This is a genomic window from Acinetobacter sp. TSRC1-2, from assembly GCF_049895885.1.
GTDB lineage: Bacteria > Pseudomonadota > Gammaproteobacteria > Pseudomonadales > Moraxellaceae > Acinetobacter.
The window spans coordinates 1-14,390 of record NZ_JAFCTF010000016.1 but is presented as its reverse complement, the minus strand read 5'-3'; the positions used below and the strand labels follow the sequence as shown (position 1 = coordinate 14,390).

The 14,390-nt window shown below is 42.0% G+C and carries 13 protein-coding genes and 1 pseudogene; 10 read left to right on the top strand and 4 right to left on the bottom strand.

The window, feature by feature from the left end; all coding sequences use genetic code 11:
• Positions 1-104 precede the first annotated feature (104 nt).
• On the bottom strand, positions 105-872 hold the full coding sequence (locus ACP69Y_RS14760; protein WP_425919199.1) for a hydroxymethylpyrimidine/phosphomethylpyrimidine kinase: 768 nt from the start codon (positions 870-872) through the stop codon (positions 105-107).
• A gap of 101 nt (positions 873-973) precedes the next feature.
• Here ACP69Y_RS14760 and ACP69Y_RS14755 point away from each other — a divergent pair, with 101 nt between their 5' ends.
• Positions 974-1,621, top strand: coding sequence for an HAD-IA family hydrolase (locus ACP69Y_RS14755; RefSeq protein WP_425919198.1), 648 nt, complete (start codon positions 974-976; stop codon positions 1,619-1,621).
• Positions 1,622-1,745: 124 nt separating this feature from the next.
• Here the strand turns inward: ACP69Y_RS14755 and ACP69Y_RS14750 are convergent, their stop codons facing one another.
• Positions 1,746-2,210 carry an Lrp/AsnC ligand binding domain-containing protein gene (locus ACP69Y_RS14750; protein ID WP_131268962.1) on the bottom strand — a complete coding sequence of 155 codons (465 nt, stop codon included), beginning with the start codon at positions 2,208-2,210 and terminating at the stop codon, positions 1,746-1,748.
• 139 nt (positions 2,211-2,349) lie between these two features.
• Here ACP69Y_RS14750 and ACP69Y_RS14745 point away from each other — a divergent pair, with 139 nt between their 5' ends.
• The 4 genes from ACP69Y_RS14745 (at position 2,350) to ACP69Y_RS14730 (ending at position 6,757) form a co-directional block, all read left to right on the top strand.
• Positions 2,350-3,609, top strand: a complete 1,260-nt coding sequence (locus tag ACP69Y_RS14745) for a D-amino acid dehydrogenase (RefSeq protein WP_425919197.1) — start codon at positions 2,350-2,352, stop codon at positions 3,607-3,609.
• A gap of 32 nt (positions 3,610-3,641) precedes the next feature.
• Positions 3,642-4,745, top strand: a complete 1,104-nt coding sequence (alr, locus tag ACP69Y_RS14740) for an alanine racemase (RefSeq protein WP_425919195.1) — start codon at positions 3,642-3,644, stop codon at positions 4,743-4,745.
• 53 nt (positions 4,746-4,798) lie between these two features.
• Positions 4,799-5,158, top strand: a complete 360-nt coding sequence (locus tag ACP69Y_RS14735) for a RidA family protein (RefSeq protein WP_425919194.1) — start codon at positions 4,799-4,801, stop codon at positions 5,156-5,158.
• Positions 5,159-5,323: 165 nt separating this feature from the next.
• The gene (locus tag ACP69Y_RS14730; RefSeq protein ID WP_425919193.1) at positions 5,324-6,757 is read left to right on the top strand and encodes an amino acid permease; all 1,434 of its coding nucleotides are present in this window, start codon (positions 5,324-5,326) and stop codon (positions 6,755-6,757) included.
• 517 nt (positions 6,758-7,274) lie between these two features.
• Here the strand turns inward: ACP69Y_RS14730 and hemJ are convergent.
• Positions 7,275-7,727, bottom strand: a complete 453-nt coding sequence (gene hemJ / locus ACP69Y_RS14725; RefSeq protein ID WP_425919192.1) for a protoporphyrinogen oxidase HemJ — start codon at positions 7,725-7,727, stop codon at positions 7,275-7,277.
• Between the two features lie 70 nt (positions 7,728-7,797).
• On the bottom strand, positions 7,798-9,027 hold the full coding sequence (locus tag ACP69Y_RS14720) for a beta-ketoacyl-ACP synthase II (protein WP_425919191.1): 1,230 nt from the start codon (positions 9,025-9,027) through the stop codon (positions 7,798-7,800).
• A gap of 279 nt (positions 9,028-9,306) precedes the next feature.
• Here ACP69Y_RS14720 and ACP69Y_RS14715 point away from each other — a divergent pair, with 279 nt between their 5' ends.
• From ACP69Y_RS14715 to ACP69Y_RS14695, 5 genes and pseudogenes are all read left to right on the top strand, one after another.
• Positions 9,307-10,767 carry an EcsC family protein gene (locus ACP69Y_RS14715; protein WP_425919190.1) on the top strand — a complete coding sequence of 487 codons (1,461 nt, stop codon included), beginning with the start codon at positions 9,307-9,309 and terminating at the stop codon, positions 10,765-10,767.
• 168 nt (positions 10,768-10,935) lie between these two features.
• Positions 10,936-11,310, top strand: a complete 375-nt coding sequence (gene rpsL / locus ACP69Y_RS14710; protein WP_004648013.1) for a 30S ribosomal protein S12 — start codon at positions 10,936-10,938, stop codon at positions 11,308-11,310.
• A gap of 177 nt (positions 11,311-11,487) precedes the next feature.
• The gene (gene rpsG, locus ACP69Y_RS14705; RefSeq protein WP_004648014.1) at positions 11,488-11,958 is read left to right on the top strand and encodes a 30S ribosomal protein S7; all 471 of its coding nucleotides are present in this window, start codon (positions 11,488-11,490) and stop codon (positions 11,956-11,958) included.
• A 128-nt stretch (positions 11,959-12,086) separates the two neighbouring features.
• Complete coding sequence (gene fusA, locus ACP69Y_RS14700; RefSeq protein WP_425919189.1) at positions 12,087-14,222, top strand: elongation factor G; 2,136 nt, start codon at positions 12,087-12,089, stop codon at positions 14,220-14,222.
• A 93-nt stretch (positions 14,223-14,315) separates the two neighbouring features.
• Positions 14,316-14,390 (top strand): annotated as a pseudogene (locus tag ACP69Y_RS14695) (hypothetical protein); the annotation flags it as partial.

The following is a 14,390-nucleotide window of genomic DNA, read 5'->3' as shown; positions in this document are numbered from 1 at the left end:
AGCCGCCTTATAAAACCCAGAGTTTAGCCACTAAAAATGAGTGCAAAAAACCTGATCTCAAACGATATACAGCAGTTGATGATCAGGTTTATCATTCATATTTTTTAGAAACGCTTAGGAATTCGTTGTCCGTTTGGTACAGGTATTTCGGCTTGTTTAAGCACTCCAAATAACCAGGTTTCAGCATGATTTACCGCTTGTTTTAAATCATCACCTTGCGCTAAACGGCCGGCAATGAAGCTTGCGAGTGAGCAACCCGAACCATGGTATTCACCTTCAAGGCGAGGGCATCGGGTTTCAGAAACCAGCTTGCCATCTATATATAAAGCATTGCGGATATAGTCAGGGGTGTTTTCATGTCCACCTTTAACCAACACGGCTTTGGCACCCATTTCAAAGAGTTTGACGGTTGCCTGATCAAGGTCTTCAATGCCAGTTAAGGCACGAAGCTCTACCGTATTGGGGGTAAGGACTGTGGCAAGCGGAATCAACTCTATAAAAGCTTTTACCAATGTTTCTTGATTACCCAGTGAGCCACCGCTATTGGCGACCAGAACGGGATCAAGAACATATAGGTATTCAGGATGTTCGCGTAAAAACTCTGCTAAAGCTGCAATATTATCCGTGGTGCCTAACATGCCAGATTTAACGCATTTAATCGGTAAATCACCCACGACTGCATTGGCCTGAGCCAGCAGCAATTCTTTTGAGCTTGCTTCAAAGCCAAACACCTGTTGCGAGTTTTGAATGGTCAGGGCAGTACAGGCAATTGCTGCATGTGCACCACTTTGACCAATCGCTTCAATATCTGCCTGCAAGCCAGCTCCACCCGATGGATCTAAACCAGAAAAGCAAAGTACAGTAGGGCGCACAATGATGTCCTTCTTCACAAAATTTGCGTTAGTATAGGCAACTTTGAGCCAAGTCTCGATAGTATTTGTTAAGTAAAAATTTAAGGTTAAAGGGTCAGTCTATGATTAAAAATATTTTGATTGATTTAGATGGAACATTAACTGATCCAAAAGTGGGGATTACCACCAGCGCACGTTATGGTTTAAATAAGATTGGCCATCCTATTGCAGATGACGTCAATATTGACTGGATTATTGGTCCACCATTGCAAGCTTCATTGGCGAAGATTTTAAATGTGGCTGTTGATGATGTTTTGGCTGAACAAGCATTAATGGGTTACCGTGAACGGTTTGCTGTCACGGGTTTATATGAAAATCATGTATTTGATGATGTGGCTGAAACTTTAAAAACATTGCAGCAACAAGGCTATCGTTTATTTTTAGCCACCGCAAAACCCGAAGTATATGCACGACAAATTTTAGAGCATTTCGAGCTATTACAATATTTCGTGCATCCTTATGGCAGCGAACTCAATGGCGAACGTACCAATAAAGCCGAATTAATTGCTTATATCATTCAAAAAGAGCAATTAAAGCCTGAAGAGTGTTTGATGGTTGGAGACCGTGAACATGATATTTTCGGTGCGCGCCATAACGGGATTGAAACCATTGCCGTGGAATATGGTTATGGTGCAGATGAAGAGTTAACTGCAGCAAAACCGAAAGCCAGAATCGAGAGCTTTGCCGAGTTGCTGGATCATTTAAATTAGTCTGGGCGCTAAATTAAAATTTATTTTCAAATACATAAAAAGGATCTGCTGATCCTTTTTAAATTTCTAGTATTTAAAGCAAGTTCGAAAAAAATCAGCACTAATAAAAGCAATACAGCGCACCTTAACCGAGATCTAAATAGAAGCTTTCTTTGACTTCTTCCATAACGATATAACTGTGTGAGGAAGCAGACGAAGGCAATTTTTTCAACAAGTCACCCAATAATCGTCTATAAGCGCTCATTTCTTTCAGGCGTGCTTTGACCAGATAATCAAACTCGCCTGAAATGAGATGACATTCTAAGACTTCCGGAATTTCCACCAAGTCACGTGCCACTTGGTCAAACACATCTCCCGATTTGGCAGATAATTTGATTTCTAAAAACACCAGCAAATTCCGATCGACCAGTTCCGGGTTTAAACGTGCGTAATAGCCCATGATAATGCCATCGCGTTCTAAACGTTTCACCCGTTCTGAACACGGTGTGGTAGATAAATTTACCCGAGCTGCCAATTCGCTAATGGCAATCCGTCCGTCTTTTTGCAAGATGTCTAAAATCTGATGATCGATACGGTCTAATTTACGCATCAGTTTTTTCCTTTTTTTAGATTTTTTTCACGATAAATCCATCGAATTACCTAGATTATAGTCAATAAAACAGTGAAAAAAACTATTAAACCAAAAATATACTAGTTAAATAAACTAGATGTTGCTCGAGGGATTGAAAATGCACGTAATTGTATTGGGTAGTGGTGTTATTGGTGTTGCAAGTGCGTATTACCTCGCGCAGCAAGGCGCCAGCGTGACTGTGTTGGACCGTCAAGCAGGTCCAGCCGAAGAAACCAGTTTCGGTAATGCAGGTCAAATCTCTCCCGGCTACTCAACGCCATGGGCAGCACCTGGTATTCCCTTTAAAGCAGTAAAATGGATGTTTCAACATCATGCGCCGCTCGCCATCAATATGGATGGCAGCATGTGGCAATTACAGTGGATGGCGCAAATGCTGAAAAACTGTAATCCGCAAAGTTATGCCATTAACAAAGAACGCATGACACGCGTAGCAGAGTATAGCCGCGATTGTTTAAGAGATTTGCGTAAAGCCACCGGTATTCACTATGAAAACCGTTCTAAAGGCACTTTGCAGGTCTTCCGTAATGAAGCACAGCTTGAAGCCGTGCAGCGTGATATTCAAGTCTTGAAAGAATGCGGAGTGGATTATGAATTACTGCTTAAAGAAGATTTGGCTAAAGTTGAGCCTGCTTTAGCCTTTGCCCAAGATAAACTGGTGGGTGGCTTGCATTTACCGAATGATGAAACAGGTGATTGTTACTTATTTACCAACGCCTTAGCCAACCTTGCCAAAGAGATGGGCGTCGATTTTAAATTTAACCAGAGCGTTGAAAAACTGGTGGTTGAAGGTGATGAAATCAAAGGCGTCGTGGTGGATGGAAAAGTACTCACCGCAGATCGTTATGTACTGGCTTTTGGCAGTTATTCTCGTGATTTCTTAAAACCGCTGAATCTGGATTTACCCGTTTATCCAGTGAAAGGCTATTCACTCACTATCCCAATTGTAGACCCGGCTTTTGCTCCGCAATCCACGGTACTGGATGAAACTTATAAAATTGCGATTACCCGTTTTGACGAGCGTATTCGTGTCGGCGGTATGGCAGAACTCAGCGGCTACAATCATGGCTTGAATGAAAATCGCCGTGCAACCTTGCAAATGGTGACTCAGGATTTATTCCCGGGTGGTGATATGCAACAGGCGACATTCTGGACCGGTTTACGTCCAATGACACCGGACAGCACGCCAATTATTGGTGCGACCCGTTTCAGTAACCTGTTTTTAAATACCGGTCATGGCACTTTGGGTTGGACCATGGCCTGTGGTTCAGGCAAATTGATCAGTGATTTGGTACTCAATCATAAAACCGACATTAATACCGAAGGTTTATCGATTCAGCGTTATCCGAGCGCGGCTTAATTTACCCCAAACCCATATTCAAGGATGAATAGATGTCACGTCCCATTACCGCTTTAATTCATCAGGCGGCATTACGCCATAATTTAGCGGTTGCACGTCAGATGATGCCTGACAGTCAGGTGTTTGCCGTGGTCAAAGCCAATGCCTATGGCCATGGTATTGAACGTGTTTACGATGCTTTTCAACAGGCAGATGGTTTTGCCTTACTCGATATTGCGGAAGCGAAACGCATTCGCAGACTGGGTTGGCAGGGTCAAATTTTGCTTCTCGAAGGTCTGTTTGATGCTCAGGATTTACATGATTGTGCTGAATTAGATCTCAGTTTTACCGTCCACAGCCAGTATCAAATAGACTGGTTGCAGCAGTTTCAAGGTTCAACGCAATTTCATGTGTTCCTGAAAATGAATAGTGGCATGAATCGTTTGGGCTTTAATCCTGATGCGTATCAAGCGGCATGGCACAGTTTGAAGCAACTCGGGTGTGTGAAATCTGTAACGCATATGACGCATTTTTCCGACGCGGATGGTGAACGCTTGGGTGAGCCCGGTGCTCTCTATCAACAACAGATCTTTGAAGCAATAATCAAAAATTTACCGGGACAATGCTCGATCAGTAATAGTGCTGCCATCCTGCGTTATCCCCAACAACTACATTCCGACTATATCCGTAGCGGCATCATGCTCTACGGCAGTTCCCCAGATTATCCAGCACATAGCATTCAAGACTGGCAGCTTCAACCGACCATGTCCTTGCGAAGTAAGATTATTGCTGTGCAAGAAGTTAAAGCCAGTGAAAGTATTGGCTATGGTTCACATTTTATTGCCTCCGAACCCTTGAAGATTGGCATTGTCGCCTGTGGCTATGCCGATGGTTATCAGCGCATATCGAAAACCGGTACGCCTGTGCTGGTCAATTCAGTTCGAACCCAAACACTAGGTCGGGTCAGCATGGATATGCTGGCCGTTGATCTGACCCACATTCCCGATGCTGAAATTGGCAGTGAAGTGGTGCTTTGGGGGACATCTTCAACAGGTAAAGTTTTAGCCATTGATGATGTGGCAACAAGTTCGGGAACGGTCGGCTACGAATTAATGTGTGCAGTCACGGCTCGGGTTCAATTTGAAATTGAACATTAGAATTTAAAAGTTTATTGATTCAAGATCCAGTTATTCACAATAGGGAAATTAATATGTCACATTCAGATATCCAAAAAATCAACAGTACAGAAGTCATGAGCGCAGTCACGATTTTTAATCAAGTCGTGTATTTATCTGGGCAGGTTCCAAAAACCACAGCACAGGATATTGAAATGCAAACTCAGGATATTCTTGCCACAATTGACAGCTTATTGGCGCAGGCCAATAGCGATAAGTCACGATTATTATCAGCGCAGATTTACATAAAAAACCTTGAAGATTTTAAAACTGTGAATACAGTGTGGGTCGATTGGTTAAAAGACTGCGTAGCGCCATCACGTGCCACCATTCAGGCAAATCTGGTTAACCCGGATTGGTTGATTGAAATTGCTGTGACCGCAGCGCAAAAATAATTTTTAGCTTTAACTTTTTAAAATTCATCTCCCGCAAATAGATAAGGAATAGTGCAACTGTCTTGATTAAAGCAGAAATTTATCAAGAGGCAGGATTGAGCGCAGCGGAAGTCTTCGCTCAATTCAGAATGCCTGATTAATATAGCGCTATAAGGATATTGAAATATGACAACGAATCAATTGGATGATTCATCCTCTCCGCATGAATTACAAAGGAAACTCTCCAACCGTCATTTACAGTTGATTGCGATTGGTGGCGCCATCGGTACAGGTTTGTTTATGGGTTCCGGGAAAACCATTTCCTTGGCCGGACCGTCTATCCTGATTATCTACATGATTATTGGTGCGATGTTTTTTTTCCTGATGCGCGCATTAGGTGAAATTTTGCTTTCCAACCTGCATTACAAATCCTTTATCGATATGGCGCATGATCTGATTGGCCCGGCTGCGGGTTATTATATCGGCTGGTCGTATTGGCTGGGCTGGGTGTTGGTCGGTATTGCGGATTTAGCTGCGATTATCAATTATCTCGGTTTTTGGCTGCCACCGGGAGAAACCTTTACTCCCATGGGGCAGGCCGCCATCAGTGCCGGTTGCGTGCTGTTGGTATTAGGCATTAATCTGCTCACCGTGAAACTGTTTGGTGAAATTGAATTCTGGTTTGCGCTCATTAAAATTTTAGCCATTTTAGGCTTGATTGGTATCGGCGGATATATGGTGTTTATGCAGTTCCAGCCACCGCAAGGCGCTGTAGCAAGCTTTAGTCATGTCTGGTCACATGGTGGCATGTTCCCTAAAGGGGCAAGCGGGTTTTTAGCCGGCTTCCAGATTGCACTGTTTGCCTTTGTCGGGGTAGAACTGATTGGAACTATGGCAGCAGAAACCAAAGACCCAGAAAAGAATTTGCCAAAAGCGATTAATGCGATTCCTACGCGAATTATTCTATTTTATGTTCTATCCCTCTTTGTGGTGATGTCCGTTACACCGTGGAACCAGATTCCAGGGGATCAGAGTCCATTTGTGACTTTATTCCTGCATGCTGGAATTCCAACGTCTGCCATTATTATGAATCTGGTGGTTCTATCTTCAGTGATGTCATCCATGAACAGCGGCGTCTTCTCTACCAGCCGTATGCTGTTTGGTTTGGCCAAAGATGGTCAGGCACCGCAAACCTTAAGTCGGTTATCTAAACGGGCTGTTCCGGCCAAAGGGCTTATTTTCTCTTGCTTCTTTATTATGGCGGGTGCGGCATTGCAGTATTTCGTACCGAATACCATTGAAGCGTTTACCTTGGCCAGTTCATTATGCGTAATCCTGTTCATTAGTATCTGGAGCCTGATCATGGTCTGCTACATTCGCTACAGAAAACGTAGTCCTGAATTGCATGCCAAATCGACCTTCAAAATGCCGGGTGGGGTATGGATGTCATATGTCATTCTAGCTTTCATGCTGTTTGCTTTAATTATTTTGAGTTTAGAAGCTGATACTTTAAAAGCCCTAATGATTAGTCCACTTTGGTTGGTGATTCTTGGGGTAACGTATCAATTGCTATATAAACCACGGATGAAGAAGCGTATTCAGTCTTTAGAAATACAGTAGTCATTGATTCAGACAATTAAAAAGAGAGTGGTTTTATCCACTCTCTTTTTTATGAGGATCCATTTTAATAATGAGGGAAAATTGAGTTAGTAAAAAATATATATAAAAAACTTCCAAGTGGAGTAATGCTGATCAGTTAAGGGGTTTGACCATAAATTCCTTAGCTTTTAGGTTATTTACAGTGAAGTCTTATATTTTTAAATCAAATATTTGGAGTTCGTCAGTTCTTTGCGAAGCTTCGCGAGAAAAACATCTTGCAAAGACTTTAGACCATTTATTTAAAGTCTTTTCATCGCAAAAATCGTCCACTGCGTAAATTAAGAAAAATTGCAAAAACTGTATTTTTTAAATTTAGTTTTGCCTTGCGCTGTAAACAAAGCATGGCTTTGTTCTTGCTCAAATTGCGAATGATGTTTTTGAGTATTAAATAACATGATGAATTTAAAATAAAAAAATGCCAGTGAGTTTCTTAACTGACTGGCATTATTAAAGTGGAGGCTTTTAAAATCAAGATAACTTAGAACTGCGGTTTAACTACCACTAAAATCACCACCGCAAATAGAATCAGCGTTGGCATTTCATTGAAAAAACGCCAGAACTTATGTGATTTATAATGGGCATCGACCATCAGTTTTTTACGGTAATAGCCACAGACAAAATGGTAAATCACCAGTAAACCGACCAAGCCAACTTTCAGGTAAAACCAGAGTGCTTCATGGTAATGCCGAGTTGGATCACCCCAATCCACTAAAAAATGCGCTGTAATCAGTGTTGCAACCATTGCAGGCCACATGATACCGCGGTACAACTTGCGTTCCATAATCTGGAAGCGTTGATGACTCGTGGCATCCTCACTCATCGCATGATAAACATATAAACGTGGCAAGTAGAACAAAGCGGCAAACCAGCAAACTACAGCAATAATATGTAATGCTTTTACCCACAAGAAAGCATCAGAAGGAGCATCCATCTATTCACCCTTTTAAGGGCAGTGTGGCTAAAGTTGATCATCCGTTGCCGAATGATCAACAATTCTTAGCTTAGCCTTCCCATTTTTTGAAAACAAGACAGGCATTTACACCACCAAAACCGAAACTGTTACTCATCACAGTATTCAATTTTGCGTCACGTTTTTCAAGCACGATATCAAATGGTTTTGCGCCTTCATCCAGTTCAGTCACGTTGATGTTTGGTGCAATAAAGTCATTTTGCATCATCAGAACTGAATAAATCGCTTCTTGAACACCGGCAGCACCCAAGCTGTGACCGGTCATCGACTTGGTTGAGCTAAGTGGAGGAACCTGACCTTCACCAAATGCACGTTCCATCGCTTTAAGTTCTGTGATGTCGCCTGCTGGGGTAGATGTACCATGCGTATTTACATAGTCAATTTTATCTACACCGTGCTGTTTTGCTTCTTCTAAAGCCAGAAGTACACAACGCGTTGCACCTTCGCCGCTTGGCGCAACCATGTCTGCACCATCACTGTTTGCAGCATAGCCGACAACTTCAGCAAGAATTTTTGCACCACGTGCTTGTGCATGTTCAAGTGATTCAAGCACTACAAAACCGCCGCCACCCGCAATCACAAAACCGTCACGGTCAGCAGAATATGGACGAGAAGCTTTTTCTGGCGTGTCATTGTATTTAGAACAAAGTGCACCCATGGCATCAAACAACAAGCTTTGTGACCAGTGATCTTCTTCACCACCACCTGCCAGCATTAAATCTTGCTTGCCCAATTGAATCAGGTTGTAAGCATAACCAATCGCATCGGCAGAAGTCGCACATGCGCTGGTAATGGTATGCGCCACACCTTGTAATTTGAATGCAACGCCAACGTTTGCTGTAATGGTATTGGTCATGTTGCGAGGAACAAAGAAAGGACCAACTTTACGCGCACCTTTGGTTTGTAGTAATTCGTTCATTTCAATAACAGAAGCAGTTGAGCCACCACCTGAACCACCGGTAATACCGTAACGTGGGTTACCCGCTAGATCATCAACGTTTAAACCTGCATGTTCTACCGCAGCTAAAGCCGAGTTATAGGCATACATTGCACAAACACCCATAAAGCGTTTTAGTTTACGGTCAATATTGTCAAAGTTTTGTTCTGCTGCTGCACTCACGTGGCTTTTAAAATTGAGTTCAGCATAAGTCGGGTTAAAACGTGTTCCAGAAATACCGTTTTGCAAAGAATTTGTTACTTCTTCTAAAGAATTACCAATACATGAGTTAATGCCCATGCCAGTGATTACAACACGTTTCATCTACAGATCCCTTATATGGTAGTGGTTTGAGTAAATGCAGCCGAATGAATTGTTTGCGTCAAGCAAAACCCAGCGCCTTACTCATGTATTTCAATTACATTCATAATAGCAGAAAGGTTTTTGAATTCTTATGGCAAATATTATGCCTATTTCCCTCTGTATCTATTTGTGAAAATTCTCCGGTTTAATTAACTAAAAGATACATATTAAAATTGAGATAAACTTAGACTGTACCTAGTATTTATCAATAATTGTAAGAACTGAAAATGAGGATAAAGAATGACTGATATCAATAATAAACATTCGCATGGATTCTTCTCAAGTGCCTTTGGAGTGGCTAAAAAGATCAGTGCAGCTGGAATGGGTGTACTGAATCATGCCGCTCCGAACGGTGTGACCAAGGTCATGCAGCCCGTAAAAAATGGCAAGGTGGTTAATGGAGGTACTGATCAATCAAGTACTTTTGAAGCCCAAAAATATGATAATCCTCAACAAATGCTGCGCCAGTACTTACCCAATGTCTCGAAACAATTACTCGGTCATCAGTATGGTAAAGTGACGCGTGTCGCCAATTTTGTTTCCCCACAATTTTCAGACAAGTTATCGGACTATTTTTTTGAACAGCTGAATCAATTTACCTCAAATCTAAGTTCAGTCGATGCAGTGCTGGATCAGGCTGGAGCAAAAGATTTACAGGAACTGACCCAAGACGTGGATCGTTCAAAGCGAATTAGTCAGGCTTTGGCAGAACAGAATAAATGGATTGCCTCTATACAGGGTGCTGTAACCGGAGCCACAGGGGTGGTAGGTTCAGCGATTGATGTACCTTTGTCTTTAGTCATGTCTTTGCGCATGATTTATCAGGTTGGTCGCGCCTATGGGTTTGAGCTCAATAAAGAGACAGAACAGGATATTGTCCAGTTTGTATTTAAACAAATTGATTTAGGCCAGATTGCTGAAAAGGAAAGTGTTTTGATGGCACTTAAAGCGCTGTCTAATATGTTAAAAACACATGATATTTCTCAATTTCAACAAATGCTGGGTTCTAGTAATGATACTGCATCGCTGAAAAAATGGTTAAGTAATGAAAACGGTGAAATGAAATGGGAGTGGTTGAATCATATTCCTAAAATTTCAATCATCAGTAAATTGGCACCGATAGCAGGAGCGGGCATTGGTGCGGCGTATAGCTGGAAACTGGTTGAAGATGTCAATCAGAAAGCGCAGCAAATTTTTTCTCATGCCCGAAGTTACTTGCAACAACATCAAGGAGCGGAGTTATCCCCGATTGTAGCTTATGAAAAATCTTTGGCTTTATTGGCTCAAGCAACTCCCAAATTGTTAGAGCATTTGTCTAAAGTTGATGACAAGCCAAGTGAAATTAAATTAGATCAGGATATTCAAGTATCTGATAATAAAGCTATTTCTAATGTCACAATCAAAAAGAAAGCAGAATTTTCTAAGAGTGAAGAAAATCAGCAAGATGAGAAAGATGAACAGGTTGAACAGGGTATAGAAGCTTTAGCTGAGCAAATGGTTGAACCACATGAACAGGTCGAACCTCAGAAACCTGCTGTTCCTTTAGAAGAGCCAGAATCGGATCAAGCTAAAGAAGACTATGAGTCAGAACATGAGGGAAGCGAAAGTGAAGAGAAATCCGAACAATCTTCTACTGAGGCATCTGAACAAAAGGATAAAATTGCTCCATCAAAGAGTAAAGTTACAAAAAAGAAATCCTAAAAGTTAGGCCCAGGCCTAGTAAATGCTTTCATACGCCCTAATTATAAGGAAATGGTTGATATTTGATATGGCCTCGAATATTGACCATTTTTCTATCTTCGCTTACAATTGTGTGCCCTCAAAAAGTGGTATTTTTTTGAGGCTTTTTATTAACGGGAGAATTGCCAAATGGCAACAACAAATCAGTTGATCCGTAAGGGTCGTACGACTTTGATTGAAAAATCAAAAGTTCCTGCGTTGAAGGCTTGTCCACAACGTCGTGGTGTTTGTACACGTGTTTACACTACTACACCTAAAAAACCTAACTCAGCAATGCGTAAAGTTTGCCGTGTTCGCTTAACTTCAGGTTTTGAAGTATCAAGCTACATCGGTGGTGAAGGCCATAACCTGCAAGAGCACAGTGTTGTTCTTATCCGTGGTGGTCGTGTTAAAGACTTACCAGGTGTACGTTACCATACCGTTCGTGGTTCTTTAGACTGCGCTGGTGTTAAAGATCGTAACCAGTCTCGTTCTAAATACGGTACTAAACGTCCTAAGAAATAATCTTTTTAGATTAGCTTCTTAAGAACGTAGAACCGCAATCCTTTATCGTCTCGCTTGTCTGATTTCTGCATTTAATTTTGTAAAATTCAAGCGACGTGTAGTAAGGCCAGCGAACAGTACATGACACTTTGTACTCATGCTGGATAAACCTGAAGTGTCATATTTATAGGTGTTAAAATGCCAAGACGTCGCGTAGTTGCTGCCCGTGAAATCCTTCCGGATCCTAAGTTCGGCAGCCAAACAATCGCTAAGTTCATGAACCACGTAATGCAAGATGGTAAAAAATCTATTGCTGAAAGTATCGTTTACGGTGCTTTAGACCGCGTTCAAGAAAAATCTAAAGTAGATCCAGTTGAATTTTTCGAGACTACTCTTGAAAAAGTTCGTCCTATGGTCGAAGTGAAAGCACGCCGTGTTGGTGGTGCTACTTATCAAGTGCCTATGGAAGTACGCCCATCCCGTCGTACTGCCCTAGCTATGCGCTGGTTAGTAGACGCTGCTGCTAAGCGTTCTGAAAAAACTATGGCTTTACGTCTTGCTGGTGAGTTGCTTGATGCAGCTGAAGGTAAAGGTTCAGCGATTAAGAAACGTGAAGATGTGCATCGTATGGCTGAAGCCAACAAAGCCTTCTCTCACTACCGTTTCTAATAGGTTTAAAGACCTTAATCAGGAAGATGATAGGTCGGTTTTCACTGAACTATCGTCAAACACTTTAAGCTGCTCTTGCAGCTTTAAGTGTCCTGTTTTAAACAACAAATTTAGGAATGCAAGAAATCATGGCTCGTCAAACCCCAATTTCTCGTTACCGTAACATTGGTATTTCTGCTCACATCGATGCTGGTAAAACGACCACTTCAGAACGTATTTTGTTCTATACAGGTGAGAGCCACAAGCTAGGTGAAACTCACGAAGGTTCTGCAACTACGGACTGGATGGAGCAAGAGCAAGAACGTGGTATTACCATTACTTCAGCAGCAGTAACATGCTTCTGGGCAGGTATGGGCAATCAGTTCGAACAACATCGTATTAACGTAATTGACACACCAGGACACGTTGACTTCACAATCGAAGTTGAGCGTTCTATGCGTGTTCTTGACGGTGCGTGCATGGTTTACTGTGCTGTAGGTGGTGTACAACCTCAGTCAGAAACTGTATGGCGTCAAGCAAATAAATATAAAGTTCCACGTATCGCGTTCGTTAACAAAATGGACCGTACAGGCGCAAACTTCTTCCGCGCAGTTGAACAAATGAAAACGCGTCTTGGTGCGAATCCAGTGCCAATCGTTGTGCCAATTGGTGCAGAAGAAAACTTCCAGGGTGTTGTTGACCTAATTGAAATGAAAGCGATTATCTGGGATGAAGAATCTCAAGGTATGAAGTTCGAATATGGCGAAATTCCTGCTGATTTAGTTGCTACTGCTGAAGAATGGCGTACTAACATGATTGAAGCTGCTGCTGAAGCATCAGACGAACTCATGGACAAGTACCTAGAAGGCGTAGAGCTAACTAAAGAAGAAATCGTTGGTGGTATTCGTAAGCGTACTTTGGCTAACGAAATCCAACCAATGCTTTGTGGTTCTGCGTTCAAAAACAAAGGTGTTCAACGTATGTTGGATGCTGTTATTGAATTCTTACCAGCACCGACTGACGTTGAAGCAATTAAGGGTATCCTTGATGACAAAGCTGAGTCTGAAGGTTCACGTGAAGCGTCTGATGAAGCTCCGTTCTCTGCACTTGCATTCAAAATCATGAATGACAAATTCGTAGGTAACTTAACATTCGTTCGTGTTTATTCTGGTGTTCTTAAAGCGGGTAGCCCGTGTTATAACCCAGTAAAAATGAAGCGTGAGCGTGTTGGCCGTATCGTACAGATGCATGCAAATGACCGTAAAGATATCGAAGAAATTCGTGCAGGCGACATTGCGGCATGTGTAGGTCTTAAAGACACGACTACTGGTGATACATTATGTGATGAAAACCACGTAATTACACTAGAGCGTATGGAATTCCCAGAGCCAGTAATTGCACTTGCAGTTGAACCTAAAACTAAAGCTGACCAAGAAAAAATGTCAGTTGCTTTAGGTCGTTTGGCGAAAGAAGATCCATCATTCCGCGTACGTACTGATGAAGAATCAGGTCAAACAATTATTGCTGGTATGGGTGAGCTTCACCTTGACATCATTGTTGACCGTATGAAACGTGAATTCGGTGTTGAAGCGAACATTGGTAAACCAATGGTTTCTTACCGCGAAACAATCAAAAAGACTGTTGAGCAAGAAGGTAAGTTCGTACGTCAAACTGGTGGTAAAGGTAAATTCGGTCACGTATACGTACGTTTAGAACCGATGGATGCTGATTCTGATAAAGATTACCAATTCGTTGAAGAAGTTGTAGGTGGTGTTGTACCTAAAGAATTCTTCGGCGCGGTTGATAAAGGTATTCAAGAACGTATGAAGAATGGTGTATTGGCTGGTTACCCTGTTGTGGGTATCAAAGCGACATTATTCGATGGTTCTTACCATGATGTCGATTCTGACGAATTATCGTTCAAAATGGCGGGTTCTTATGCCTTCCGTGATGGTTTCATGAAAGCGGATCCAATCCTTCTTGAACCTATCATGAAAGTTGAAGTAGAAACTCCAGAAGACTACATGGGCGATATCATGGGTGACTTAAACCGTCGTCGCGGTATGGTTCAAGGTATGGACGATTTACCTGGTGGGACTAAAGCAATTCGTGCGGAAGTTCCATTGGCTGAGATGTTTGGTTACGCAACTCATATGCGTTCTATGTCTCAAGGTCGTGCGACTTATTCTATGGAATTTGCTAAATATGCTGAAACTCCACGTAACGTGGCTGAAGGCATCATTTCTAAATTCCAATCTGGCGGTAAAAAAGGTGACGACGAGTAATCTTTCGATTACTATAAGCCCAAACTAATTCATAGTTAAAAACCAAGTGCTCATGCAGTAACCCTGCATGAGTAGTTATAAAAGGAAGCTCTCATGGCTAAGGCTAAGTTTGAACGTAATAAGCCACACGTAAACGTGGGTACAATTGGTCACGTCGACCATGGTAAA

Coding starts and splice junctions, on each gene's coding strand:
- ACP69Y_RS14720 (WP_425919191.1), bottom strand. CDS start 9,027: ATGAAACGTGTTGTAATCACTGGCATGGGCATTAACTCATGTATTGGT.
- ACP69Y_RS14735 (WP_425919194.1), top strand. CDS start 4,799: ATGTCACATTCAGATATCCAAAAAATCAACAGTACAGAAGTCATGAGC.
- rpsL (WP_004648013.1), top strand. CDS start 10,936: ATGGCAACAACAAATCAGTTGATCCGTAAGGGTCGTACGACTTTGATT.
- ACP69Y_RS14755 (WP_425919198.1), top strand. CDS start 974: ATGATTAAAAATATTTTGATTGATTTAGATGGAACATTAACTGATCCA.
- alr (WP_425919195.1), top strand. CDS start 3,642: ATGTCACGTCCCATTACCGCTTTAATTCATCAGGCGGCATTACGCCAT.
- ACP69Y_RS14750 (WP_131268962.1), bottom strand. CDS start 2,210: ATGCGTAAATTAGACCGTATCGATCATCAGATTTTAGACATCTTGCAA.
- hemJ (WP_425919192.1), bottom strand. CDS start 7,727: ATGGATGCTCCTTCTGATGCTTTCTTGTGGGTAAAAGCATTACATATT.
- fusA (WP_425919189.1), top strand. CDS start 12,087: ATGGCTCGTCAAACCCCAATTTCTCGTTACCGTAACATTGGTATTTCT.
- rpsG (WP_004648014.1), top strand. CDS start 11,488: ATGCCAAGACGTCGCGTAGTTGCTGCCCGTGAAATCCTTCCGGATCCT.
- ACP69Y_RS14715 (WP_425919190.1), top strand. CDS start 9,307: ATGACTGATATCAATAATAAACATTCGCATGGATTCTTCTCAAGTGCC.
- ACP69Y_RS14745 (WP_425919197.1), top strand. CDS start 2,350: ATGCACGTAATTGTATTGGGTAGTGGTGTTATTGGTGTTGCAAGTGCG.
- ACP69Y_RS14730 (WP_425919193.1), top strand. CDS start 5,324: ATGACAACGAATCAATTGGATGATTCATCCTCTCCGCATGAATTACAA.